The following is a 26,488-nucleotide window of genomic DNA, read 5'->3' as shown; positions in this document are numbered from 1 at the left end:
CTACGGCCGCCGGCAGGCGGTAAAGTCTTCAAACGCGCCATAGATCCGTGTGGCGCCGCGTGCAGCACCGCATAAGTCCTCGCGAGATTCCTGCGCCGGCCCATCGGCCCGCAGCGGCGCATCGCCGGCCCAGCCGAAGTCGCCCCGGGTGGGCGCGGCAAACAGCGCACGCACCGGATGGTCGCCCACGAACGATCTCCACAGCCCCGCATCGCGATTGTCGTGCAGGCGCAGCAATGCGCCGTCGCGCGCCCGGATCGGGCCGTCGACCAGGTTGCCGTCGAGCTGGGCGCTGCTGGTCGGGTAGCGTACATCGATGCCGCTGGTGTCGAGCACGGTGTTGTCCTCGATCCGGCTGCCTGCCGCGCTATTAAGATAGATGCCGGCATCAGAACAGCCGACGATCAGGTTTGCGCGCAGCACGCCCCCATCCTGTTCGGTGATGCAGCGGCCATCGCGACAAGAAGATTTGCCGGTGCCGCCGCCGCCCAGCGACAAGCCGACGCGCTGGCCAGGCTGGGCGGTCAGCTCACGTTCGCACCAGATCAGGTTGCGTTCGAAGACATTGCCGCTGCCGCCGCCTTTGGCGAACGCGCCATAACTGATCTGGTTGCCATGCAGCTTAATGAAATCACGGATGATATTGCTGCGGATAGTCCAGTGGCTGGCCGCGACCAGGTCGATCGGCGTCACAGGGTTGCGCGTGGCGCGCGGCGCCGGATTGAATAGGGTATTGGCGTCGATCAGGCCGTGATCCGGAAAGCGGCCTTTGCTGCCATTGATCTTGAAGTGGGCGTTGAACCCGCCGATGGTATTGTTTACCGCCGCAAAGTGGCTCGCCGCGCCCACCACCTGAAACGCGTGCTCGCAATCGTCGTCACGCTCGCATGCGCCTTCAATGGTCAGGTTTTCGAAGTGCCAGTAGGGCGCGCCGACCTTGACCGCCATGAGCGCACTCGAGATCAGCGTGACGCTGCCGGGCTGCGCGGCTCGTACCACGATCGGCGCTCCTGCGCTTCCTGAACGGTTGGCGTCAAGCGCGCGCCCGCCAATGCGGTAGGTGCCGGGTGCAAGCGTGATGACCGTGCCAGGCTCGGCCTCTTTCATGGCCGCGCGCAGGCCATCGATGTCGAATACATCGACGCGTTGCGCGCCGCCGGTGTCGGGCACGGCCACTGGCTGTGCGCCCAGCGTCAGAGCATGCAACTCGGCCTGCAGCACCTGGCGCACCTCGCCACGGTCCAGCGCCACCAGCATGCGGCTGGCGTACTGACCGGCGCCGACGATGGCGGGGTTGTGGCCGCTGCTGCGTTTTTCGACATATGGCGCCAGCGCGCGCGGCGCCACGCCCATGCGTTCGACCACAAAAAGTGCCGACACTACCCCGCATGCACCTAGTAGTGCCGCGCCCAGCACCAGGCGGGCGACGGGCCTCATGTCCCGCTCTTGATGCCGTGGCGGTTCATCAGGTCATACATGGTCGGACGGCTGATACCCAGCATTTCCGAGGCCTTGACGATATTGCCGTCCGCGCGCGCCAGCGCCTTGACGATGGCGCCCTGCTCCGCTTCATCGCGCACCTGGCGCAGGTTCAGCGGCTCCTCGACCGGCGTGTCGCCTTCGGGCAGGCCCAGGTCGTCGGCCACGATGGTCGGGCCATCGGCCATGATCACGGCGCGCTTGACGCAGTTTTCCATCTCGCGCACATTGCCCGGCCAGGCATAGGCTTCGATTGCCGCGATTGCGTCCGGCGAGAAGTGCAGCGTCGGGCGCGATTCCTGGGCGCAGAACTTGTTCTTGAAGTGGTGCGCCAGCAGGGCCGCATCGCCCTGGCGGTTGCGCAGCGGCGGAATCGTCACGACGATCTCGGACAGGCGGTAATACAAGTCCTCGCGGAAGCGCCCCGTGCTGCACAATTCCTTGAGCTTCTGGTGCGTTGCACAGACGATGCGCACATCGACGGGGATTTCTTCGTGCCCGCCGATGCGCTCGATCACGCGCTCCTGCAAGAAGCGCAGCAGCTTGGCCTGCAGCGCCATCGGCAGGTCGCCCACTTCATCAAGGAAGAAGGTGCCGCCGTGGGCCAGCTCGACCTTGCCCTTGGTCTGCTTGGCTGCGCCGGTGAAGGCGCCTTTTTCGTAGCCGAACAATTCGCTCTCGAGCAGGTTCTCGGGAATCGCGGCGCAGTTGATCGCCACGAAGCGCTCCTTGGCGCGCGGCGAGATCGCGTGCACTGCACGCGCCAGCACTTCCTTGCCGGTGCCCGATTCACCCAGCAGCATCACCGAGGCCGAGGTGGGGGCGACCTTCTCGATACTGCGGCACAGCTTGAGCATGCCGGGATCGCGGCTGATCACGCCGGCCATCGGCGAGTCGGCCTGGCCAGACTGCATGCGGCGGTTTTCTTCCTGCAGATTGTGCAGGAAGAACGCGCGCTGGATGACCAGGTTGAGCACCTCGGGTTCGGGCGGCTTCTGGTGGAAGTCGTAGGCGCCCATGGCGATTGCCTTGACCGCATTGGCGCGGTCCTGGTTGCCGGTCAGGACGATCACGCGCGTTTCCGGCGCCAGCGCCAGGATCTGCTTCAGCGTGGCCAGGCCTTCGGTCGAACCGTCCGGGTCGGGCGGCAGGCCCAGGTCCATCGTGACCACGGCCGGCTCATGGCGGCGGATCTGCGCCAGCGCGCTTTCGCGGTCGTCGGCGACCACCACGTCATACGCGTCGAAACTCCAGCGCAGCTGCTTTTGCAGGCCCGGATCGTCTTCGATGATCAGCAGTTTCGGTTTGTTTTGACTCACAGTTGTCCTTTCATCACGCAGCGCGCTCGCCAGCCTCGCGGTACAGCGGCAACGTGACGGTAAATGTGCTTCCCTGTGCGGGTACGCTGCTCAACGCCAGCGCCCCGCCCAATTCGTGGATGTATTCCCGGCTTTCGAACACGCCGATGCCCATGCCGGCCGGCTTGGTCGATTCGAAGGGCTTGAACAGCCGCTCGCGGATGAATTCCTCGCTCATGCCGGCGCCGGTATCGGCCACGGTCACCGTGACCTGCCCGCCCGTTCGGGCAATCGAGACGCTGACACGGCCGTTGCGCGGCGTGGCTTCGATGGCGTTCTGGATCAGGTGGCCCAGCACGCGCTCGAGGCGTTCGCCGTCGGCCAGTACCAGGAGGCCGCCATCAATCACGTCCAGCACCGGATGCGGCTCGAATGCGCTCTTGAGCGCAATCGCCTGGCGCACGACGTTCTCGACGCGCAGTGGCAACGGCCGTTCCGGCGCATCGTTGCGACTGAGCTTTTGCAGCATCATTTTCATCTTGTCGACCGAGTGCGTCACGGTATCGAGCATATCGCGCTGGAATTCGGGATTGTCACGGTGCTTCTCGGCGTTCGCATTCATCAGCGACAGCTGGGCCACCAGGTTTTTCAGGTCGTGCACGACAAAGGTCGACATGCGATTGAACGACTCGAACTGGCGCGCCACCATCAGCTCGTTGGCAGCATCCTGCTGCGCCAGGTAACTGGCAGCCTGGCTGCCGGCAATTTCAAGCAGGTCGAACACTTCCCAGTTCAGGGACACGGCGCTGCGCGCGTCTTGCAGCACGACGAAGCCGAACAGCTTGCCGTGCAGAATCAAGGGCACCACCAGCCAGCCGCGTGGAAATGCGACAAGCCACGCTGGCAAGACCAGCTCGCCGTATTTTTCGGGCAGGGCCGCATATTCGCGCAGGTCGATCACCCATTGGGTGGTTTCCAGGAAGTGACAGAAATTCGAGTCGGCCGGCTCGGTCGCGGTGCTGGTGGCTTGCCACCCCGCCACCGGTTGATAGTGACCGCCATCGCCGTCGCGGCGCTGCCACAACACACCGCCCGGGCTTTCGACCAGCGCACCGACCGCCTCGATCGCGCGCTCGCCGATGTGCGTGCTGTCGGACGACAGGGTGCGGGTGAAGCGCATCCATTCTTCACGGTAATCGTAGCCGTAGCTGTAGAAATGCTTGCTGATGAAGACCTTGAGCCAGGCACGGAAGGTGCCCGAGAACAGGGTTCCGGTCAGCAGCAGCAAGGCGCCGCACAGGAACGCGACCTGCATCACGCCGCCCCAGCTGCCGCCAAAATAGCGCAGGTAGTAGCCGGCGAAACCCATGGCCAGCAGATAGATCGCCGAGCCGAACAGTGCAGTCGAATGGAACATGACGCGGCGCGACACCACCAGTGCGTTCGAGCGCGACGTGCTGCGCTTGACGGCGGTGCCGATCAGCGGCATGGCCAGCGCATTGACGATGCCGCGCGCGGCCCAGGTATCCGGGTGCATGTCGTGGAACAGCAGCGCCTGGCTGTACATGTAGAAGTCGTAGGCAAACATTGCGCCGATGCCGAGGCAGGCGAACTTGATGGCCCAGCGTTCCTGGATCGTCTTGTTGCGGTACACCTGCTCGACCAGCAGCATGCCGAGCACTGCCTGGCACACGCGCGCCGTGACGTTGGGCAGCAGGCCCCCGTCCAGATTGAGCATCAGGTCGGTCCGCACGAACACCGTCACCAGCAACAAAATCCCATAACAGACCGCGCCGATGAAGATGGGTGTACGCAGATTGAACGGCCAGCGGCTGGCCGGGTCGCGTGAGTTGCCCAGCAAGAGCAACAGCACGATGCACCAGGCGGCGCTGCGCAGGATTTCGAGGGTGTCGGTCCAGACTGACCAGAGTTCGTGGCCAGTGGCAGCCTGCCCGGCCAGGGCCGCGGACCAGAGCGCGGTGAACCCGCACGCGATGGCAATGGCGGCCACCTGTGTGCGGCCGCGCCAGATGGTAAACAGCAGGCCGATCAGCAATAAAAAACCGATGGCGGAGACGCTATAGCTATAGACGGCAATGGTGGTCAACGTATGCCATCCATGAAAACGACCATTGAAAAATTCGGGATAGAAACGTTAAAGCCATTGACCTGCGATGCCCACACCGCAAGCCGATCCGGGATGATCAGCGTCCGCTACGGAACAGCACGACCTTGAGCGTATTGATCAGGATGAGCACATCCAGGAACAGGCTGTTGTTCTTGACGTAGTAGAGATCGTACTGCAATTTCTGCAACGCGTCCTCGGCCGATGAGCCATAGCCATAACGCACTTGGGCCCAACCGGTAATGCCTGGCTTGATGCTATGACGGACATTGTAATATGGAACCACCTCGATCAGCTGCTGGACGAAGTAGGCGCGCTCCGGCCGTGGGCCCACGAACGACATGTCGCCCTTGAACACGTTCAGGATTTGCGGCAGCTCGTCGATGCGGGTCTTGCGCATGAAGTTGCCGACACGCGTCACGCGCGGATCGTTCTGGGCCGCCCACTGTGGCGTGCCGCCTTTTTCGGCATCGGCGCGCATGCTGCGGAACTTGTGAACACGGAAAATCTTGCCATCCTTGCCGACCCGCTCCTGCGAATAGAACACCGGATTGCGGTCTTCCAGCCACACGGCCAGCGCCGCACCGAGCATGATCGGGAACGTGACGGCCATGATCAGGGTGCTGCAGATCAGGTCAAACCCGCGCTTCATGAAGATGCGGATGAAACTCTGGTCAAAGCCACCGCCGAACACCAACCAGCTCGGCTGCAGCGAGTCAACCCGGATCTGGCAGGTTTCGCGCTCGAAGAACGTGGCGGCATCGGTGACCTTCACGCCTTGCAGCTTGCAATCGAGCAGTTCCTTGATCGGGAAGCTGCCGCGCTTGTTTTGCACCGATACGACGATTTCCTGCGCGCCATATTGGGTCGCCATCTTGACGAGCGAGTCGCCTTCGCGCACCTTGAGCACGTCAGCGGCCGGCACGCACATGTCATCGCTACCCACTGGAATGAAGCCGACGACCTTGTAGCGGTGGTAGCTGTTCTTGTTAACAGCCAGGTCGCTGCATTCCTTGGCCAGAGCGCCATTGCCCAGGAACAGGATGCGCGACTGCATCAGGCGCAGTTCAGACGTCTTGAAGAAAATGATGCGCGCGACGAAGATCCCGGCCGCTGCAAGGCCAAAGCCCAGCAACAGGATGCCACGACCAAAGTACAAGTCGGGCGCCACATAGAACACCAGCGTCAGGATCAGGAAACCCATCAGGAACGCCGGCATCAGCTTCATGAAGAACGGATGGCGCAAGCCCTCGTCGAAATCGAGCTGGTACATGCCCATGGCGCTCATGCTGAAGCTGACCGCCACGGCAAACGCGACGGCCGAAGCCAGGAAGTGATCAAACTGGTCGCTCGTGAGCGGTGCGCCAATGTCGAGAAAACGCATGGCTGCGCCTGCATAGGCAGCGCCTAACAGGATCAATATTTCCACAAATAGCAGGACGAAAACGATCTTCGACACGTAGTGGTTAGAGATCCGAAACATGTTATTCCCCAGAATTGTTTATGACGCTTACCTGCTCAGAGGCCAAGCGCTTGCTCTGCATGTGCCGCATGACCGTCTTATTACCGTTGACGATGCAGGCAGTCACGAGATGCATTGAGTTGTATTTTCGAACTAATTAATCGCAGCATTGCACAGCATTGGCAGTTGGTTCGTTCAATCGAACAAGACCCTACATGTCATTCCCAACATCGGCACAGGTCGCTGCGACGACGCTAGGGAGGGAGAATACCAGTCAAGCTATCTACACCGCGCACAGAACCAGCATCACCAGATCATGCACTTTCAACATCGATTTCACTTCACTGTTTTGACATATCTTTAACATTCAATATAGCATGGAAACACCTTGTTACTCAACGACGCTCCATCAACACGTCAGCTTAGTGCAACACAAATGGCTAAATTGATATCATTGTTTGTCACGTGGCACGTGCACAATTGGATCAATTAATTCCTTAGCGCAACAAATCCACAAGATTTTAGCATTGACTAGTAATTAAGCCGCGCAACGGACGTAATCGTGCGCAATTGCTTTAGAGCTGAGGTTGATCTCCATCAAACATGTTCGTCAGACATTGACAGACGTGGTCTGATCGTCGTCATCGCCCCGTTGCACTCCGGGCACAGAGAGTGGACGCGATCGAATGCTAGCGCCGATCATGACCCGAAACACTCGCGGCATCGTCGCCATGGCCAGTTTGTATACCGCGATCAACACGGCGGTCACACAGATTGGTGCTAATACCCAGTACACCGGATACGGCATGGCGCTGCCATAGCGGCCGTACAGAACCCAAGTCATGAGCAGCACCGGTGCATGCGCCAAAAACAGGAAGAAGCTGTACTTGCTCATGCGTACCAACCATAATCCAAACGATGTACCTGCGATCAAGACGGTTGCAGGCCAGATGAGAAGTGGCGCTGCCAGGCGCAAGTGCGTAGTGTTTGTGATTCGGAAGTGCACGATGGCGGCACAGGCCAGCAGGAAGACGATAAGGCAGATGCCAGCATAACGATCGAGAAGACTGAGGTTCCAGTTCCGTACAGCAGCCAATCCACCGATGTAAAACGATACCGCCATCAGATCGCGCAGCAGCAGGTTCCCATCAAAATTTCCCATGAAGACAACTAACACGAGAACGAATCCCGGCCAGGCGTAGTGGCGTAGTAACCACCCGAAAAGTGGCGCAAGGATCATCAGCACGAGCAGGTCACGAAGAAAATTGAGCGGATAGTTAATGGGCGAAGCTGTCAGGCCGAAGGCGGCGTTGAGCCAGCGCATCGGGTCGAATGGCCACAGATTCGCGGACAATTCCATTCCTGCAAACATTTCGGCCCCGAGGGCGAACGGCAGCAGCGTCAAATTAAAACAGAGGAAGGGGATCAGGATAGTGCGTGATTTCTTGGCGAAACAGCGCGCCGGTTCAAGGTCAATTCTGGAACTGAACAACAGGAAGCCTGAAATCACCGTCAGCACCCGCACGGATGCACGAAACACCGCTAGTTGGAAAAACGCCTTGACCAGATCGAACCAGCCTGTGCCCACCGCGTTCATTGGGACATAGGCAGGGGTATGGAGCACGATGACGCCAAAAATCATGACCAGACGCAGTAACGCGATACGGTCACGAATGCCAGGGGCAATCGACATGGAAAAGCCTTTCATGGATTCAGGGCGTCTTGCAAAGAGCGGACAAGGTAACGCAAGCAATCATTCAGGGCAACGCCAGCGTGCTCAAAAGAAATACAATTGCGAATTGTATAATGAGAACGAGCGTGTTGAATGTGATTTATGCGCTGTGTCATCTATACAAGATAACTAAGAACGCGTGACGGAAGAGGAACTACGGGCGGAATGGACGGACGTGGCGTGATCGTGCTGCACATCACCAGGGAAAAAAGCTTACAAAGAGAGGAGTAAGAGACAGGTGCTACAAGACGACGCCAGAGAGCGAAAAATGACATCGATATGACGCCGGAAATTGGTGCGGCTGGCTGGAATCGAACCAGCGACCCTTGGCTTCGGAGGCCAATACTCTATCCACTGAGCTACAGCCGCACTGGCAAGCGTAGCGAAGGATACAGTCTTTCGTCGAGTACGTCCATGGGCAGCGCCCGAAAAACCCTGGCATCAATACAGGTTTACACTATAATAAGATGCTCGACGGCACTTGCAAAAAAGCCACTAGATCGCAGCGCCCCAGTGGCCGGTTTTTTTAATTGAATTAAGGAAATCATGAGCGACGCACAGCACGACCACGAATCCCTGATTCGTACGCCCAAACAGCTTGTGATTGCTGTCGCGGGATTCTTCCTGGTAATTGTCCTTGGCATCATCCTGCTGGTCACCTTCGTTACCAACGCGTCGACCACTGGCGCCGGCAGCAATGCTCAGAGTGCCGAAGCAATTGCCGCACGTATCCTTCCCGTTTCCGATGCAGGTTTCACACTGCGCGATGCCAATACGCCGCGTGTGCTGCTGGCAGGCGGCGCTGTGTACACGGCTACCTGCGCCGCCTGTCATGACAGCGGTATGGCCGGGTCCCCCAAGACGGGCGACACAGCTGCCTGGACTGCCCGCCTGGCACAGGGTTACGATACGCTGGTCACGCACGCGATCAAAGGGATCCGCGCCATGCCGGCCAAGGGCGGCAATCCCGATCTGGATGATCTCGAAGTGGCGCGCGCCGTCGTCTACATGACCAACAAGAGTGGCGCCAGCTTCAAGGAACCGGTTGCGCCCACACCCGCACCCGCTGCTGCAGCCGCACCCGTTGCCGGTGATGCTGCCACTGCGACAGCTGGTGCGCCGGTCGCTGCAGTGCCAGCCGCCACGGCGGCAGCGGCGCCTGCACCAGCAGCGCCTGTGGCAGCAGCGGCGCCAGCTGCGGGTCCAGCCGTCGTAAGTGCCGATACCGGCAAAAAGGCGTACGAAACAGCATGTATCGCGTGCCATGGCGCCGGTATCGCAGGCGCGCCCAAGTTTGGCGACAAAGCGGCGTGGAGCACACGTATCGGCCAGGGCGCCTCCGTCTTGTACGACCACGCCATCAGGGGGTTCCAGGGAAAGGCCGGTTATATGCCGCCGAAAGGTGGCTCCACGCTCCCTGATGCCGACGTCAAGGCTGCCGTCGACTACATGACTGCTGCAGTCAAATAACTGTTGCCGGGAACGGCAAGACAACAAAGCGCCGGCATCGGCGCTTTTTTTTGTCTGTCATTTTTATCTCCAGCTTAGCCAGAGTACGTGCAGAACATAACCCTCTACGCATATTAATTGAACAACTAATTGCATTACTTTAATACCACCATATTTATCATATGTGACATGTTGATTGAAAAGTAAAGTAACAATTGCTTACAAGTTTCGACAAATAAATACCTTATCCTGCACAACTTCCAGTCGAAATTAATTCCCAACGGAATCTTTACAGGATTAATACACCATGTCTCTCCATTCCCAATTCATCGTGCCCGCCTCGTGCCGTCTATCGGCAATTTTCCTGATCTCGCTCGCTGCTGCTGGCAGCGCCTCCGCCGCCACCCTCTCGGTGGGACCAGGAAAATCCTACGCTGCCCCGTGCGCTGCCTTTGCCCGTGCGCAGTCCGGCGATATCATCCAGATCGATGGCGGCAAATCCTACAACGGGGATGTCTGCGCCATCAGTGCTAGCAACCTGACCATTCGCGGCGTCAATGGTCGTCCAACCATTAATGCCCAAGGCAGAAATGCCCAAGGCAAGGGTACGTGGGTTATTAAGGGTAGCAACATCACGGTGGAAAACGTCGAAATGGCCGGTGCTTCGGTTCCGGACCGCAACGGCGCTGCACTGCGCATTGAAGGCACCAACTTCACCCTGCGTTCGTCGTATTTGCACGATAACGAAAACGGCATCCTGACCGGCGCCAATGCCAACAGCAGTATCGTGATCGAGAACACCGAGTTCGGTTCCAACGGCCGGGGCGACGGTTACACCCACAATGTCTATATCGGTCACGTCGGCAGTCTGACGTTCCGCTACAACTATTCGCACGATGCCAATGGCGGTCATAACCTCAAGTCGCGCGCCAACGTCAACACGATCAATTACAACCGCTTCTCGAGTAGCACCGGCAAACCGAGCTACGAGATCGACCTGCCAAACGCCGGTACCTCGTATGTCATCGGTAACGTGATCCACCAACCGGCCAGTCACAATAACCCCGCTTTGCTGGCCTATGGCAGTGAAGGCGCGAGCAATCCTGGCAAGGATCTGTATGTGGTCAACAACACGTTCCTGAACGACGACAGTGGACGCGGCACCTTCGTGCTTGTGGGCGGTAGTGTGACCACGCCGGTTCTGCTGCAAAACAATATTTTCGGCGGCACCGGCGCCATGACCAACCAGAGCACTGCCATCGACCGGACCAACTTCCGTTCACTCGTACCCGGCTTCATTAATCGCGTGCTGTTCGATCTGCATCCGACCGCGAACGTGCTGGTGATTAATGCCGGTTCGACGCCGGGCGTGTCCGCATCCGGCGTGTCCCTGACGCCAGTTGCCCAGTACAAGCACGTGGCATCGGGCGAGACCCGCGCTGCTGCAAACGCGCGCGATATCGGCGCCTATGCGGCGCTGACTTCGGGCGGTACCCCGGCACCGACGCCAACGCCAACGCCAACGCCGACGCCGACGCCGACGCCAACGCCTACCCCGACGCCGTCCACCTGGACCAACTGCGCCAACGAGAACGCCACGTGTGGTTTCAGCGGCACGCGTGAAGTACGTTATGGCGCGGGCAATTCCTGGGTCGTCAAGGTGTTTACCAACAATGTCCAGTGCTCGAACGCCGTGTTCGGTGATCCGATCACAGGCACGGTCAAGACCTGCAGCTATGCGGGTACCGCGTCGAGCGCGCCAACCCCGGCGCCGACCACGCCCGTGACCTGGACCGCATGCGCTGCCGAAAAGGGTACCTGCTCGTTCACTGGCACCCGGGATGTGCGCTACGGCGTGCCCGGCGCCTATGCCACCAAGACGTTCACGACGCGTACCGCCTGCACCAATGCCGTGTTCGGCGATCCAATCAAAAACACCGTCAAATCGTGCAGCTATTCGAGCCAGGCGCGCTGATCGCGTAGCCAACAGGCAATACTAACAACAAGGGCCGCGAAAGCGGCCCTTGTTCTATGCAAGCAGTGTATTGCGCTGCAGGCTTACCAGATAATCACGCGATCCTTCGGCGCCAGGTACATCTTGTCACCAGCCTTGACCTTGAACGCCTCGTAGAAACCAGGCTGGTTCTTCAGCGTGCCATTGGCGCGGTATTGCGCCGGCGAGTGCGGGTCGGTCTTGATCTGCGCGATCTGCGCCGGCTCGCGCATCTTCGTGCGCCACACCTGGCCCCAACCCATATAGAAGCGCTGGTCGCCGGTGAGACCGTCGATCACGGGCGCTGGCTTGCCCTTGAGCGAGATCTTGTAGGCCTTGTAGGCAATCGCCAGTCCCGAGTTGTCGCCGATGTTTTCGCCGAGCGTCAGTTCACCATTCACGTTATAGCCTTCGAGCGGGCTGAACGCGGCGTACTGAGCGATCAGGGCCTTGGTCTTTTCGCCGAAACGCTTGCCGTCTTCTTCGGTCCACCAGTTGCGCATGTTGCCGTCGCCGTCGTACTGCGAACCCTGGTCATCGAAGCCGTGGCTGATTTCGTGGCCGATCACGGCGCCAATGCCGCCGTAGTTGACTGCGTCGTCGGCCTTCGCATCGAAGAACGGCGGCTGCAGGATCGCGGCCGGGAACACGATTTCGTTCAGTTCCGGGTTGTAGTAGGCGTTGACGGTTTGCGGCGTCATGCCCCACTCGTCGCGGTCGATCGGTTTGCCCAGTTTGTTCAGTTCGCGGTTGTATTCGACGTCGCGCGAGCGCATCACGTTGCCCACCAGGTCATCGCGCTTGACGGTCAGCGCCGTGTATTCCTTCCACTTGTTCGGGTAACCGATCTTCGGCGTGAACTTGGCCAGCTTGGTTTGCGCTTCCTTCTTGGTCGCCGGGCTCATCCAATCGAGCGTGTCGATCGAATCCTTGTAGGCCGCCAGCAGGTTGTTGACCAGCACTTCCATGCGCGCCTTGCGCTCGGCCGGGAAATGGTCTTTCACGTACAGCTTGCCCACGGCATCGCCCAGGCTGCCTTCCAGCGTCGAGACGCCGCGCTTCCAGCGTGGTTCCAGTTCAGGAATGCCGGCCAGCGTGGTGCCGTTGAAAGAGAAGCGCTGGTCAACGAAGGCTTTCGACAGGTAGTTCGCGTAGCTGTTCACGGTCTGGAATTGCAGATACGCTTTCCAGGTCGCCAGCGGCACGCTGTTCAGGACGTCGGTAAACCCTTTCAGGTAGGTCGGCTGGCTGACGATCAGATACGTCGCCTTGCCTTGCAGGCCCGAGGCTTTCAGCCACGTGTTCCAGTCGTAGCCCGGCGCCATTGCGGCCAGCTTGCTGAACTCGACCTTGTTATAGGTCTTGATCGGATCACGGTTCTCGACCTTGGTCCACTGCACCTTGGCCAGTCGGGTTTCCAGGTCGAGGATGGCTTTCGCGTCAGCGGCGGCGGTCTTGCTGCCGGCCAGCGCCAGCATCTTCTCGACGTGCACCTGGTACTTGGCGCGCACGTCCGCCAGCTTGGCGTCGTCCTGCTTCAGGTAATAGTCGCGGTCGGGCATGCCCAGGCCTGACTGGTACAGGTCGGCGACGTACTTGGTCGAATCCTTGGCATCCTGGTGGATGAAGAACGTGAACGGCACGGTCACGCCGGCACGATTCAGGTTGGCGAACAGCGCCGGCAGTTCGGCCTTGCTCTTGATCGCGGCGATCTTGTTCATCTCGCCCTTGAGTGGCGTGGCGCCCAGCTGCTCGAGGCGCGCTTCGTCCATGTAGCTGGCGTAGAAGTCGCCGATCTTGCGCGCTTCGCTGCCGGCAGCAGCGTTCTTGTCAGCGGCGGTGCGCTCGATGATCGCGCGCAGTTGCGGCAGCGTGTCATCGCGCAGCTGGTGGAACGCGCCCCAGGTCGACTTGTCGGCCGGGATCTCGACGCTCTTGAGCCACTTGCCGTTGAGGTGTTCGAAGAAGTCGTCCTGGGCGCGCACGGACGGTTCGATGTACTGCGTCGCAATGCCGGACGATGCACCGGCCGGCGCAGTAGCGGTAGCGGCGGTGGCCTGGGCCAGCGCCATTGGCGCGATGAACGACGTGGTCAATACCAGCGCTGCTGCGCTGATCAGTTTTCGTTGCATGTTATCTCTCTTTGTTAGTTTGTGAGTGCAATGCAAAAGGCCGGCGCTCGTGACGCCGGCCCCTTGTCATGGAACCTTACCAGATGATGACCCGGTCTTCAGGCGGCAGGTACATCTTGTCGCCCGGTTTCACGTTGAACGCCTCGTAGAACTCAGGCATGTTCGACACGGTGCCGTTGGCGCGGAACTGGCCCGGCGAGTGCGGATCGGTCTTCACCTGATTGATCTGCTGCGCTTCACGCATCTTCGAGCGCCACACCTGGCCAAAGCCCATGAAGAAGCGCTGGTCACCCGTCAGGCCATCGATCACCGGCGCCGGCTTGCCGGCCAGCGACAATTTATAGGCCTTGTAGCCGATCGACAGGCCGGCGTTGTCGCCGATGTTCTCGCCCAGCGTCAGTTCGCCGTTCACGTTGTAGCCCGGCAGCGGCGCGTAGCCGTTGAACTGCTTGACCAGCTTGTCGGTGCGGGCCTTGAAGGCGGCGCGGTCTTCGGCCGTCCACCAGTCGCGCAGATTGCCGTCGCCATCGGACTGGCTGCCCTTGTCGTCGAAACCGTGGCCGATTTCGTGACCGATCACGGCGCCGATGGCGCCGTAGTTGACCGCGTCGTCGGCGCGCATGTCGAAGAATGGCGGCTGCAGGATCGCGGCCGGGAACACGATCTCGTTCATCGTGCTGCGGTAGTAGGCGTTGACCGTCTGCGGCGTCATGCCCCACTCGGTATGGTCGATCGGCTTGCCGAGCTTGTCGATGTTGTAGTTGTAGGCGAAGGTCGACGCACGCATCGCATTGCCCACCAGGTCATCGCGCTTGATCGTCAGGCGCGAGTAATCGCGCCACTTGTCCGGGTAGCCGATCTTCGGCGTGAACTTGGCCAGCTTGGCGCGTGCTTCCTTCTTGGTCGCCGGGCTCATCCACTCCAGGTTGTCGATCGACTGGCCGTAGGCGATGATCAGGTTCTTCACGAGTTGTTCCATGCGCGCCTTGCGCTCGGCCGGGAAATGCTCGGCCACGTACAGCTTGCCCAGTGCCTCGCCCAGCGTGCCTTCGACGGTCGACACGCCGCGCTTCCAGCTCGGACGTTGCTCGGCCACGCCGGTCAGCGCGGTGCCGTAGAACGCGAAGTTCTCGTCGACGAACGCCTTCGACAGGTACGGCGCGTATTCACGCAGCAGCTGCCATTCAAAGTACGACTTGAGCGTGGCCAGGTCGGTCTTGGCCAGCAGCGCATCGAAGCCCGTGAAGTAGCTTGGCTGGTTGACGATGATGGTATCGATCTTGTTGCCCACACCGGCGGCGGCCAGTGCGCCCTTCCAGTCGTAGCCCGGCGCCAGCTTGGCGAGTTCGGCCACCGTCATCTTGTTGTAGCGCTTGACCGGATCGCGGTTCTCGACCTTGGTCCACTGGACCTTGGCCAGATCCGTCTCGAAGTCGACGATCGCCTTGGCCTGCGCGGCGGCGTTCTTTTCGCCGGCCAGCGCCAGCATCTTCTCGACGTGCACCTGGTACTTGGCGCGAATCTCGGCCAGCTTGGCGTCATCTGCCTTCAGGTAGTAGTCACGGTCGGGCATGCCCAGGCCGCTCTGGCTGAGGTAGGTTGCGTGGCGGGTCGACTCGCGCATGTCCTGGCCGACGTAGATGCCGTACGGGCTGGCCACGCCGATCTTGCCCAGGTGAGCGGCCAGCGCCGGAATGCCTTTCTTGTCCTTGAGCGCGCGGATGCGCGACAGCTCGCCCGTCAGCGGCTTGTAGCCGAGCGCTTCGCGGCGCGCGTCATCCATGAAGCTGGCGTACAGGTCGCCGATCTTCTTCGCTTCGGTGCCTGCCTTGGCGCCGGTGTCCTTCTGCGCCGCCTCGATGATCGCCAGCAGTTGCGGCGTGGTGTCTTCGCGCAGCTTCATGAAGGTGCCCCAGCTCGAGCGGTCACCCGGGATCTCGGTCTCTTTCAGCCACTTGCCGTTCAGGTGTGTGAAGAAGTCGTCCTGCGGACGCACGCTGTTGTCGATGTACTGGGTGTCGATGCCGGAGATGACGCCGGCCGGTGCGGTGGCAGTGGCCGGCGCTGCAGCGGCCGCAGGCGCGGCGTCGGCGGCGATCGCCGGTGCGGCAAAGGCTGCCGCCAGGGACAGAGTCAGGGTACTCAGGAGAAGTCGCTTCACGGGTAAGTCCTTGGTTGCTAAGTGTTCGCAGGGATAAACAACGTCTGACCGGTCGCGCCTGCTGCGTGCCGGCAAAAGAACATTCTAGCGGGTGGACTTGCAACGGCGCTGGCCGTGATGATTTTTTTACTTTTCGATACACGCAGGCGGGTGAATCTCGCGTATGCATGTGTTGGAAGGTGACAACAGGATGACACAGGCAAAAAAAATCCCGCGGCAGTAAAGCCGCGGGACAAGACCACTTCAAGAGTGGAGAGAGAGAAAAACTAGTCACGACTATAGGTGCGCACTGTTGTACCGGGCGCCAATCTTACATTTGCTTACCCTCGCTAACGGCGTGTAACAAATCGTTATTCGTGCCAATTCATTCGATGTTCCGTATTTGGATAACGATATGCGATATGGCGGGGACCAGGGGACTGCCAACAACAGCCTGCGAACCGGTTTATACTCCGCTTGCGCAACCTCAGGCATACCACAGCGCCGCGGGTTCCACGATCGGCGCGCGCTGCCACAATGGATCACATGGGTTCCACCTTCAAGAATGGCTGCCTGATCGGCCTGGGCATCGTTGCCGGCGTTGGCCTGACGATGCAGTTTTCCGCCCTCTCCTTCAAACCGTCGCTCGAATCGAGCATGCCGGTGGCCGAGTTGCGCGAACTGGCCGACGTCGTCGGCATCATCAAGACCAGCTACGTCGAGCCGGTTCAGGACAAGGCCCTGCTGTCGCAGGCAATCACCGGCATGGTGGCGTCGCTCGATCCGCACTCGGCCTACCTCGACGCGCGCGCATTTCGCGAACTGCGCGAAGGCACCGAAGGCCGCTTCGTGGGCCTGGGCATCGAGATCAGCGTCAGCGAAGACGGCTACATCGAGATCATCAGCCCGATGGAAGATTCACCGGCCTACCATGCCGGCATCAAGGAGGGCGACCTGATCACGCGCATCGACGGTCACCCTGTGCAGGGCACGCCGATCGACGACGCCATCAAGCGCATGCGCGGCGAACCGGGCACGCGCGTGACGCTGACCATCGTGCGCAAGTCGGCGCCGGCGCCGCTCACCGTCACCGTCGAGCGGCGCGAGATCGTCCAGAAAAGTGTCAAGGCCAGGATGGTCGAACCGGGTTACGCCTGGCTGCGCGTGGCGCAGTTCCAGGAGCCGACCGTGGACGACATGGCCGCCAAGCTGCAGGCGCTGTACCGCGAAGACCCCGACCTGAAAGGCCTGGTGCTCGACCTGCGCAACGATCCCGGCGGCCTGCTGCAGGGCGCGATCGGCGTGGCCGCTGCGTTCTTGCCAAACAACGCTGAAATCGTCTCGACCAACGGCCAGCTGGCTGACTCGCGCCAGCGTTTCTATGGCCGGCCCGAGTTCTACATGCTGCGCAGCGGCGCCGACCCGCTGGCGAGCCTGCCACCGGCATTCAAGAAGCTGCCGATGGTCGTGCTGGTCAATACCGGTTCAGCCTCGGCCTCCGAAATCGTCGCCGGCGCACTGCAGGATTACAAGCGCGCGGCCATCCTCGGTAGCCAGACCTTCGGCAAAGGCTCGGTGCAGACGATCCGCCCGATCGGCGGCAATGCCGCCGTCAAGCTGACCACGGCACGCTATTACACGCCGGCCGGGCGCTCGATCCAGGCGCGCGGCATCCTGCCCGATGTCCCGGTCGATGAATATTCTGACGGCGATGGCCTGAACGCCCTGCGCATGCGCGAAGCCGACCTGCAGCACCACCTGTCCAATGGCGGCGGGGCCGAAGTCGCCACGCGCGACGACGACATCGAAGAGCAGATGCGCCTCCTGAACGCAGCGCGCCAGCGTAAACCGCTCGATTACGGCAGCGCCGACGACTTCCAGCTGGCCCAGGCACTGCGCCACCTGAAGGGCCAGCCGGTGGTGCTGTCTGGCCGCACCAAGGGCACGACGCTGGCGCGCCAGGGGCGCTGACGCCAGCGCAGCGCAGCTGGCTTTCTGCCCGGGTTTCTACCCGGGTTTCTACCCGGGTTTCTACCCGATTCCCACGCTCGCGCCGAGCGTGTAGAATCGGCGCATCTTGCGGCCAAGCGGCCTTATTTTCCTTGAAAGTTTCCCGAACATGATACCTGTCGTCATCAGCGGCACCGGCCTGTTTACCCCACCGCATTCCATCTCGAACGACGAGCTGGTGACCGCCTTCAACGCCTACGTCGACCTGCACAACGCCGAACACGCGACTGCCATCGCCGCCGGCGAGGTGACGGCGCTCGAGCCGTCGAGCAGCGGCTTCATCGAAAAAGCGTCCGGCATCCAGTCGCGCTACGTGATGGAAAAGAGCGGCATTCTCGACCCGGCCCACATGACGGCGCGCATCGCCGACCGCCCGGACGACCAGATTTCGCTGCAGGCCGAGATGTGCGTGGCTGCTGCGCGCGAAGCGCTGGAGCGCGCCGGCAAACAGGCACACGACATCGACATGGTGCTGGTCGCCTGCAGCAATATGCAGCGCGCCTACCCGGCAATGGCCGTCGAAGTCCAGGAAGCACTCGGCATCGACGGTTTCGGCTTCGACATGAACGTGGCATGTTCGTCGGCCACGTTCGGCATCGCCACTGCCGTGGATGCGGTACGCGGCGGGCGCGCCCGCGCGGTGCTGGTGCTGAACCCCGAAATCACCAGCGGCCACCTGAATTTCCGTGACCGCGACAGCCATTTTATTTTTGGCGACGCCTGCACCGCGATCATCATCGAGGCGCAAGCCACGGCCACCGGCGCGCACCAGTGGGAAATCCTCGACAGCCGCCTCAAGACCAGCTTCTCGAACAATATCCGCAACAACTTCGGCTTCATGAACCGCTTCGACGAAGCCGGCGTCGGCCTGCCGGACAAACTGTTCCGCCAGCAGGGCCGCAAGGTGTTCAAGGAAGTCTGCCCGATGGCGGCCGAGACGATCAAGGACACCCTGAGCGCGGCCGGCCTGGGCACCGACGACGTCGCGCGCTACTGGCTGCACCAGGCGAACCTGAACATGAACCTGCTGATCGTGCGCATGCTGCTGGGCCGCGACGCCGAACCGGGCGAAGCACCGGTGATCCTGGACAGCTACGCCAACACGTCGTCGGCCGGTTCGATCATTGCGTTCCACAAGTACCAGGACGATCTGGCGGCCGGAACCAATGGCGTGATCTGCTCGTTTGGCGCCGGCTATTCGATCGGCTGCGTGGTCGTGCGCAAGCTGTAAGCGCCAGCCTTACAGGCGCGCGGCCAGCACGAACCCTTCGCGGATCGCGCGCTTGGCATCGAGCTCCGCCGCCAGCGCGGCGCCGCCGATCTTGTGGAAACCGGGCCCGCTGCTGCCGGCTGCCTCGGCCGGCATCAGCTCGGCCAGGCTCTCCTGCCCTGCGCAGACCACCACGTTGTCCACCGCCAGCACGCGCGCCTGCCCACCGACGGTGATGTGCAGGCCAGCGTCATCGATGCGGTCGTATTGCACACCCGCCAGCATCGTCACACCGTTGCGCACCAGCGTTGCGCGGTGCACCCAGCCCGACGTCTTGCCCAGCCCCGCGCCCGGGCGCGTGCTCTTGCGCTGCAACAGCCAGACCTGACGCGGCGAATGCGGCGCCACGGGTGCCGTCAAACCACCGGCCGTGGCCACCAGCGGATCGACGCCCCACTCGCCCATCCAGTGCGCGGGCGTCATCGGCAGCGGCACCTGCGGGTCGTGCACGAGGAATTCCCCCATGTCGAACCCGATGCCGCCGGCGCCGATGATCGCCACGCGTGCGCCGACCGGGCGGCCATCGCGCAGCACGTCCAGGTAACTGAGCACCATCGGATGGTCGATGCCGGGGATGGCCGGCTTGCGGGTGCGGATGCCGGTGGCGACGACGACCTCGTCAAAGCCTTCGGCCAGCAAGGCCTCGCGCGTGACGACCGTATTCAGGCGCACGTCGACGCCGAGCAAAGCGAGACGGCGCCCGAAATAGCGGATCGTCTCGGCGAATTCTTCCTTGCCCGGCACGCGCATCGCGACGTTGAACTGGCCGCCGATGCGGTCCAGTCCATCGAACAGCGTCACACGGTGCCCCCGTTCAGCGGCCACCGTCGCCGCCGACAAACCGGCGGGACCGGCGCCTACCACGGCGATGTGGCGCGGCTGCGCGGCTGGACGGATCACCAGTTCGGTCTCGTAGCAGGCGCGCGGATTGACGAGGCACGTGGCGCGCTTGTTCGAGAAGGTGTGGTCCAGGCAGGCCTGGTTGCAGGCGATGCAGGTATTGATCTCGTCCGCGCGGCCGCCCGCCGCCTTGTTCACGAACTCGGGATCGGCCAAGAACGGCCGCGCCATCGACACCAGGTCGGCGTCGCCGCGCGCCAGCAGGGCTTCGGCCTCGTGCGGCATATTGATGCGGTTCGAGGCCACCACCGGGATGCTGACGGCGGCGCGCAAGCGACTTGCCACCTGCGCGAACGCGGCACGCGGCACCGACGTGACGATGGTCGGGATGCGCGCCTCGTGCCAGCCGTAGCCGGTATTCAGGATCGTCACGCCTGCAGCCTCCAGGGCTTTGGCCACGAGCACCACCTCGTCCCACGTGTTGCCGCCGTCGACCAGGTCGAGTACGGAGTGGCGGTACATCAAAATGAAGTCCGGCCCGACCGCGGTGCGGACGCGGCGCACGATCTCGATGGCCAGGCGCATGCGGTGTTCGATCGGTCCGCCCCACCCGTCCGTGCGGCGGTTGGCGCGCGCGCACAGGAACTGGTTGAGCAGATAGCCTTCGCTGCCCATGATTTCCACGCCGTCGTAGCCGGCCTTTTGCGCCAGCCGCGCGCAGCGCACGTAGGCGGCAATCGTCGACTCGATGCCGGATTCGGAAAGCGCCTTGGGCTTGAAGCGCGAGATCAGCGACTTCAGGTTCGACGCCGACACGACGAACGGCTGGTAGCCGTAGCGCCCCGCGTGCAGGATCTGCAGCACGATCTTGCCGCCCTCTTCGTGCACGGCGCGCGTGACGCGCCGGTGGTTCGGCACGTCGCCAAGAAAATTGAGCGTGCCGCCGAATGGCAGCAACCAGCCCTGGCGGTTGGGCGATATGCCGCCAGTGACGATCAGGCCGACGCCGCCACGCGCGCGTTCGCGGTAGAACGCGGCAAGCTTGCCGTAGTTGTAGAAGCGGTCTTCGAGCCCGGTGTGCATCGAGCCCATGATCACGCGGTTCTTCAGCGTGGTAAAACCCAGGTCGAGCGGCGCAAGCAGGTGCGCGTAGGCAGAAGAGATAGTCATCGCGGCATTACACCGCGATTTTGTCGAGCCGTGCGTCTAAACACGGCTGGCGTGGCTTACGCGAGGTGGCTGTCGCGGTCGCGCAGCTCGGCGAAGCTCTCGATGCTGCCGATCTTGACGACGATCGGGTTCAGGCTCGCGCCTGGCGACATCGAGCGCCATGCGAACTGCCATTCCTTTTCGCGCGCCTGGCCCACGCTCTTGGTGAACGCCGCGCCCAGCGGCGAACGGCTGCCGTATTCGATGGCGCCGTCGATGCCGGCCCAGTTGGGCAGCATGCGCTGCACGGCGCGATGCAGGCGTTCGCCGAATTCTTCGCTATTGTGGATCACGAGGCACGCGTCACTTGGCGTGATGATGTCGAACAGCGCCTTGTCCCAGGCGGTGGAAAACGACAGGTTCAGAAAGCCGCCGCTGGGCTCGAGGCGGAACTGGCCAAGGCGCAGCGAATTTTCAAGTTCGGTGCGCAGTGCGTAGCGGTGCAGGGTCGGGGGGCGTTGGTAGTCGTGCATGGGATTCTTTCTGGCCGCACCCGCCTCACGGCAGCGGTGCCGGCGGTTGCTGCATCATGATTTGCTGGTGCTGCATGCGCATGAAACGCGACGAGATGAAAATCTCGCGCAAAAAATAGACGAAGCTGCTGATCAGGGCCAGCATCGCCAGCACGAAGCTCGCGGCGATGTACTGGTCGAGCGGGATGCCGGTGGTGTCGCCCGCGAACAGCATCGCGATGACCACACACACCAGCAGGCCGCAAGCGGTGCTGGAAGCAATCGCGAAGTTGATCAGGTGCGAACGCTGATACAGCAGTTCGAGCTCGCTGGAAAATTCGGTGTTGGGGCTGACCTTGAGCCGGTCTTCGAGCACGCGCGTGCGGTCGATGATGCGGGCCAGCCGGTTGGTCAGCACGGTCAGCTTGGTGGCCACGCCGGTGAGCAAAAATACGGGTGCGATGGCCAGCTGGATGACGTGGCCGATATCGCTGATCTGGATATTCATGAGAACGCGTTGGTCTTGATGTTGTGTGTCTGGCGTAGTTTAACAGCCGCCGCTCATTCAAAGCGCCGGTGGTGCTTGAACTGTTCGGTGGCCGTGACCAGTGCGCGCGCGATGCCGGTTTCGAGTGCGCCATGGCCGGCGTCGGGAATCATCTGCAAGGTCGAACCCGGCCAGGCCCGGTGCAGGCGCCAGGCCGACAGCGGCGGGCAGATCACGTCGTAGCGGCCCTGCACGATCACGGCCGGCAGATGCGCAATGCGCCCGACGTCGCGCACCAGCTGATCTTCGTCCAGAAACGCGCCGTTGACCATGTAGTGCGCCTCGAGCCGGCCCACGCCCAGGTCAAGCGTGTCGCTGGCGGCTTCTTCGGGCTGCGGCAGCAGAAAGACGCGGCGGCCTTCGAAGCGGCTCCAGGCGCGCGCGGCCGGCCAGAACACATCGGGATCGTGGCACAGCAGGCGGCGCGCGTAGGCGCCCAGTAAATCATCGCGTTCTGCCAGCGGGATCGGCGCGACGAATTCGTCGTACAGCTCGGGATAGAACCAGCGCATGTCGTTGATGAACCAGTCGACTTCGGCGCGCGTGCACAGGAAGATCCCGCGCAGCACGAAGCCCAGGCAGCGCTCCGGATGCGCCTGCCCGTAGGCCAGCGCCAGCGTCGAGCCCCACGAACCGCCGAACACCAGCCAGGTCTTGATGCCGAACAGCACGCGCAGGCGCTCGATGTCGTCGATCAGCAGCTGCGTCGTGTTGTTGCGCCACTCGCCCAGCGGCGTGGATTTGCCGGCGCCGCGCTGATCGAACAGGATCACGCGGTAGGCCGCGGGATCGAAAAAGCGGCGGTGCTGCGGCGACAGCCCGGCGCCGGGGCCGCCGTGCAGGAACAGCACGGGAATGCCATCCGGGTTACCGACTTCTTCCCAGTAGATCGTGTGCAGTTCGTCGACCGCCAGCATCCCGCTGCGAAGCGGCTGGAGCGGCGGGAACAGCGACGGCGGCGTAGCTGGCATTGGGGGCTTTGACGGTCAGTGAATGGGAAAATCGATTGTAACGTACGGGCATGCGATGCAGAAGCAGACGGCACGGTCACGCCGCCTGGCCAAGCACCCAGCCTTCCCAGCGCCCCACCTGCGCGTCAAGCGGCAGGCCTTCGGCGCGGTGGCCGTCGACCACGTCGAGCATGCCGCACAGGCCGACCAGCGCATCGAACTGGTCTTCGCCGCTGGCACGGGTACCGAAGCCGTCGCGGATCGCATCCGCGAGGCCCGGCGCCTGTGCGTGCCCGCGCTGCGCCAGCCAGTCGAGCAATGGCGGCGCAACGGATGCGCGCCCCGCCTGGCTGCGCTTGCTCCACACAGGCCGGCGGCCGATGCCGAGCCGGTGGTAAGTATCGCCCGGGTAGGTCTCGGCCACGATCGTGCGCTCACCACCGAGCAGGTCGTGCAGCGCGCCGTCGAACGGCCACAGCGCGATGCGCGCGCCCTGCGGTTGCAGCACTTCGCGCCAGCCGGCCAGCGCCGCCTTGCCGACCTGATTGCCGCCCAGTGTCCAGAACAGGCTGCACGCGGCGGGTCGCTGGTCGGCCTTGCGCTCACAGGCGCGCAGCAGGTCGGCGGCATCTGCGTGGCCCAGACCCGTCAGCAAGTGCTCACGCCGGCGGCCACCGGGCCGGACCGGATAGAACGGCCGGTGGATGCCGATGTCGGCGCGGTCATCGCAGACATCGAACCAGCGCTCCCAGGCGCCGCTGCCGACGCTGGCCAGCAGTTCGGCAAAATTCGCCAGCCCGGTCGCCGCGCCATACGCTGCCGGCACGCCAATGGGAAAATCGACGCCCACCAGCACCGGCCCCAAGGCCGCCGAGCGCGTCGCCAGCTTATCGAGAAACGTGGCGGTCGCACCGACCGGCTCGGGCAAGCCGATCTGCCAGCCAACGCTGTCGGCATCGCGCAGCGCCACCGCCATCCAGCGCTTGCCGGGGTGGATGCTCCAGTCGCAGTGCGCAATCACCCGCGGCGATGACAATGCGTGCGTCACGTAATCCCCAAAAGAAAAAAGCCGTGTCGCCACGGCTTCAGGATGCTATTCAGCGCCATCAAGACATGTGCTGCCCGCCATTGATCGCGATATTCGCGCCCGTGACGAACGCTGCTTCATCCGACGACAGATACGCAACCAGACCGGCGACTTCTTCGGGCTTGCCCAGGCGGCCCATCGGAATTTGCGGGATGATCTTGGTTTCCAGCACTTCGCTCGGGATGTCCATCACCATCTTGGTGCCGATATAGCCTGGCGAAATGGTGTTGACGGTCACGCCCTTGCGCGCCACTTCCAGCGCCAGCGCCTTGGTGAAGCCGTGCATGCCGGCCTTGGCCGCCGAGTAGTTGGTCTGGCCGAACGCGCCCTTCTGGCCGTTGACCGACGAGATATTGATGATCCGGCCCCAGCCCCGTTCGACCATGCCATCGCAGACCGGCTTGGTCATGTTGAAGACGGAGTCGAGGTTGGTCTTGATCACGGCGTCCCAGTTGACCTTGTCCATTTTCTTGAACGTCATGTCGCGCGTGATGCCGGCGTTATTGACCAGCACGTCGACCGGGCCGACGTCGGCGATCACCTGGCGCACGCATTCCTGGGCCGCATCGTAGTCGGAAACGTCGCAGGCATAGGCCTTGAAATCGAAGCCCTGCTCGCGCATGGCGCCAAGCCAGCCCTCGACCTTCGTATTGCCCGGCGAAAAAGTGGTGACGACCTGGTACCCCAGCGCGGCCAGCTTGATGCACACCGCTTCGCCCAGGCCGCCCATGCCGCCGGTTACTAACGCTACTCTAGCCATTGTCTTCTCCAGTTTTATTGTTGGTTGCTACGTCGAAACCGGCGACGGCGCCGGCGCCCGTCCTGGCCGCCCCCGCACGTCACCGCGTTGGATGCTGAAAGCGTCAGTCGCGTTCGATCGCCAGCGCCACACCCATGCCGCCGCCGATGCACAGACTGGCGAGACCCTTCTTGGCGTCACGGCGGATCATTTCGTGCAGCAACGTGACCAGGACGCGCGCGCCGGAGGCGCCGATCGGGTGGCCCAGCGCGATGGCGCCGCCGTTGACGTTGATCTTGGACGTGTCCCAGCCCATTTCCTTGTTCACGGCAACGGCCTGGGCAGCGAAGGCTTCGTTGATTTCCATGAGGTCGAGGTCTTCGTGGGTCCAGCCGGCTTTTTTCAGGCACAGCTTCGAGGCCGACACCGGGCCCATGCCCATGATCGCCGGGTCCAGCCCGGACGACGAGTAAGCCTTGATGCGCGCCAGCGGGGTCAGGCCCAGCTCGCGTGCTTTCGATGCGCTCATCATGATCACGGCGGCGGCGCCGTCGTTCAGGCCCGATGCATTGCCGGCGGTGACGCTGCCTTCTTTATTGAAGGCGGGTCGCAGGCTGGCCAGCGCTTCGATGGTGCTGCCCTGCTTTGGATACTCGTCGGTGTCGAAGACCGTGGTGCCTTTTTTGGAGACGATCTCGATCGGGATGATTTCGTCCTTGAAGCGGCCTTCTTTCTGGGCCGCCTCGGCCTTGAGCTGCGACTGCAGTGCGAATTCATCCTGCTCGGCGCGCGAAATCTCGTACTTGCGCGCGACGTTTTCCGCCGTCACGCCCATGTGGTACCCGTTGAACGAATCCCACAGGCCATCATTGATCATGGTGTCGACCAGCTTGGCGTCGCCCATGCGGAAACCGTCGCGCGAACCGGACAGCACGTGCGGCGAGGCGCTCATGTTCTCTTGGCCGCCAGCGATGACGATGTCGGCATCGCCGCAGCGGATCGCCTGCGTGGCCAGGTGGGTGGCCTTGAGGCCGCTGCCGCAGACCTTGTTGATGGTGTAGCCGGGAACCATTTCGGGCAGGCCGGCCTTGATGAGAGCCTGGCGCGCCGGATTTTGCCCGACACCGGCGGTAAGCACCTGCCCCATGATGACTTCGCTGACAGAGGCAGGATCGATGCCGGTCTTGTCCAGCAGGTGCTTGATGACTTGTGCGCCGAGTTCGGCGGCGGGGATTTTGGCGAGCGTACCGCCGAATTTACCAACTGCGGTGCGGCCAGCGGCCACGATGACGACGTCTTCCATTTCATTCTCCGTTCAACCGGCCTGGGGCCGGCATTATTCAGGACTTCCCTGGGACGGGGCGCAGCTTTGTCGGGTGCGGTGCCCATGCGCATGGGAATAGTGAAGCCCCGACCGCCCGGACTGCCATAAAAAATAGCAGCGGTGATCGAGGGTCGAGGAATCCATGCTGATCTTTAAGCACTGGCAATCTTAGCAGTTTATTCATCAAAAACAAGGTTGCAAGCGCCTGAGCTTGATGTAGAACAGAACTTAATTTCCAACTCGATGCATG

General features: G+C 62.2%; 18 protein-coding genes and 1 tRNA gene. 4 read left to right on the top strand and 15 right to left on the bottom strand.

The window, feature by feature from the left end; translation table 11 throughout:
* The 6 genes from AC56LW_RS13380 to AC56LW_RS13355 form a co-directional block, all read right to left on the bottom strand.
* Window positions 1-1,437, bottom strand: coding sequence for a NosD domain-containing protein (locus tag AC56LW_RS13380; protein ID WP_499634961.1), 1,437 nt, complete (start codon window positions 1,435-1,437; stop codon window positions 1-3).
* Window positions 1,434-2,798 carry a PEP-CTERM-box response regulator transcription factor gene (gene prsR, locus AC56LW_RS13375; protein ID WP_332531826.1) on the bottom strand — a complete coding sequence of 455 codons (1,365 nt, stop codon included), beginning with the start codon at window positions 2,796-2,798 and terminating at the stop codon, window positions 1,434-1,436. The genes AC56LW_RS13380 and prsR overlap by 4 nt, the downstream gene beginning before the upstream one ends.
* A gap of 13 nt (window positions 2,799-2,811) precedes the next feature.
* Window positions 2,812-4,884, bottom strand: coding sequence for an XrtA/PEP-CTERM system histidine kinase PrsK (prsK, locus tag AC56LW_RS13370; protein ID WP_499634958.1), 2,073 nt, complete (start codon window positions 4,882-4,884; stop codon window positions 2,812-2,814).
* 97 nt (window positions 4,885-4,981) lie between these two features.
* The gene (locus AC56LW_RS13365) at window positions 4,982-6,385 is read right to left on the bottom strand and encodes a TIGR03013 family XrtA/PEP-CTERM system glycosyltransferase (protein WP_332531824.1); all 1,404 of its coding nucleotides are present in this window, start codon (window positions 6,383-6,385) and stop codon (window positions 4,982-4,984) included.
* 589 nt (window positions 6,386-6,974) lie between these two features.
* Window positions 6,975-8,072, bottom strand: coding sequence for an acyltransferase family protein (locus tag AC56LW_RS13360; protein ID WP_499634954.1), 1,098 nt, complete (start codon window positions 8,070-8,072; stop codon window positions 6,975-6,977).
* A 317-nt stretch (window positions 8,073-8,389) separates the two neighbouring features.
* Window positions 8,390-8,465: transfer RNA gene (locus tag AC56LW_RS13355), tRNA-Arg, on the bottom strand.
* A 177-nt stretch (window positions 8,466-8,642) separates the two neighbouring features.
* Between AC56LW_RS13355 and AC56LW_RS13350 the strand changes: the two genes are divergently transcribed.
* Both AC56LW_RS13350 and AC56LW_RS13345 read left to right on the top strand, forming a co-directional pair.
* Complete coding sequence (locus AC56LW_RS13350) at window positions 8,643-9,566, top strand: c-type cytochrome (protein ID WP_499634951.1); 924 nt, start codon at window positions 8,643-8,645, stop codon at window positions 9,564-9,566.
* A gap of 286 nt (window positions 9,567-9,852) precedes the next feature.
* On the top strand, window positions 9,853-11,520 hold the full coding sequence (locus AC56LW_RS13345) for a hypothetical protein (RefSeq protein ID WP_499634948.1): 1,668 nt from the start codon (window positions 9,853-9,855) through the stop codon (window positions 11,518-11,520).
* 83 nt (window positions 11,521-11,603) lie between these two features.
* Here the strand turns inward: AC56LW_RS13345 and AC56LW_RS13340 are convergent, their stop codons facing one another.
* Window positions 11,604-13,670, bottom strand: a complete 2,067-nt coding sequence (locus AC56LW_RS13340; RefSeq protein ID WP_499634945.1) for a M13 family metallopeptidase — start codon at window positions 13,668-13,670, stop codon at window positions 11,604-11,606.
* Window positions 13,671-13,746: 76 nt separating this feature from the next.
* The gene (locus AC56LW_RS13335) at window positions 13,747-15,831 is read right to left on the bottom strand and encodes a M13 family metallopeptidase (protein WP_499634944.1); all 2,085 of its coding nucleotides are present in this window, start codon (window positions 15,829-15,831) and stop codon (window positions 13,747-13,749) included.
* 525 nt (window positions 15,832-16,356) lie between these two features.
* Between AC56LW_RS13335 and AC56LW_RS13330 the strand changes: the two genes are divergently transcribed.
* Window positions 16,357-17,781 (top strand): S41 family peptidase, encoded by a 1,425-nt coding sequence (locus AC56LW_RS13330; protein ID WP_499634942.1) that lies wholly within the window; start codon window positions 16,357-16,359, stop codon window positions 17,779-17,781.
* A gap of 148 nt (window positions 17,782-17,929) precedes the next feature.
* Complete coding sequence (locus AC56LW_RS13325; protein ID WP_332531817.1) at window positions 17,930-19,051, top strand: beta-ketoacyl-ACP synthase III; 1,122 nt, start codon at window positions 17,930-17,932, stop codon at window positions 19,049-19,051.
* Between the two features lie 9 nt (window positions 19,052-19,060).
* Here AC56LW_RS13325 and AC56LW_RS13320 read toward each other — a convergent pair whose 3' ends face one another.
* The 7 genes from AC56LW_RS13320 to AC56LW_RS13290 all read right to left on the bottom strand — a co-directional run bounded on the left by AC56LW_RS13320 (window position 19,061) and on the right by AC56LW_RS13290 (window position 26,217).
* A complete protein-coding gene (locus AC56LW_RS13320; RefSeq protein ID WP_499634940.1) occupies window positions 19,061-21,100 on the bottom strand; it encodes an oxidoreductase in 2,040 nt (679 codons plus the stop codon).
* A gap of 56 nt (window positions 21,101-21,156) precedes the next feature.
* Window positions 21,157-21,612 (bottom strand): hypothetical protein, encoded by a 456-nt coding sequence (locus AC56LW_RS13315; RefSeq protein ID WP_499634937.1) that lies wholly within the window; start codon window positions 21,610-21,612, stop codon window positions 21,157-21,159.
* 25 nt (window positions 21,613-21,637) lie between these two features.
* Entirely contained in the window at window positions 21,638-22,099 is a 462-nt protein-coding gene (locus AC56LW_RS13310) for a DUF2721 domain-containing protein (RefSeq protein ID WP_183554758.1), read from the bottom strand.
* 53 nt (window positions 22,100-22,152) lie between these two features.
* A complete protein-coding gene (gene pip, locus AC56LW_RS13305; RefSeq protein ID WP_499634935.1) occupies window positions 22,153-23,109 on the bottom strand; it encodes a prolyl aminopeptidase in 957 nt (318 codons plus the stop codon).
* 76 nt (window positions 23,110-23,185) lie between these two features.
* Complete coding sequence (locus AC56LW_RS13300) at window positions 23,186-24,136, bottom strand: hypothetical protein (protein WP_499634933.1); 951 nt, start codon at window positions 24,134-24,136, stop codon at window positions 23,186-23,188.
* 58 nt (window positions 24,137-24,194) lie between these two features.
* Window positions 24,195-24,935 carry an acetoacetyl-CoA reductase gene (phbB, locus tag AC56LW_RS13295; RefSeq protein WP_258836962.1) on the bottom strand — a complete coding sequence of 247 codons (741 nt, stop codon included), beginning with the start codon at window positions 24,933-24,935 and terminating at the stop codon, window positions 24,195-24,197.
* A gap of 103 nt (window positions 24,936-25,038) precedes the next feature.
* Window positions 25,039-26,217, bottom strand: coding sequence for an acetyl-CoA C-acetyltransferase (locus AC56LW_RS13290; protein ID WP_499634930.1), 1,179 nt, complete (start codon window positions 26,215-26,217; stop codon window positions 25,039-25,041).
* Between the last annotated feature and the right edge of the window lie 271 nt (window positions 26,218-26,488).

The organism is Telluria sp. LT2P80 (assembly GCF_059685955.1).
The sequence above is the reverse complement of the archived record's forward strand: the minus strand, read 5'-3'. Positions and strand labels throughout refer to the sequence as shown.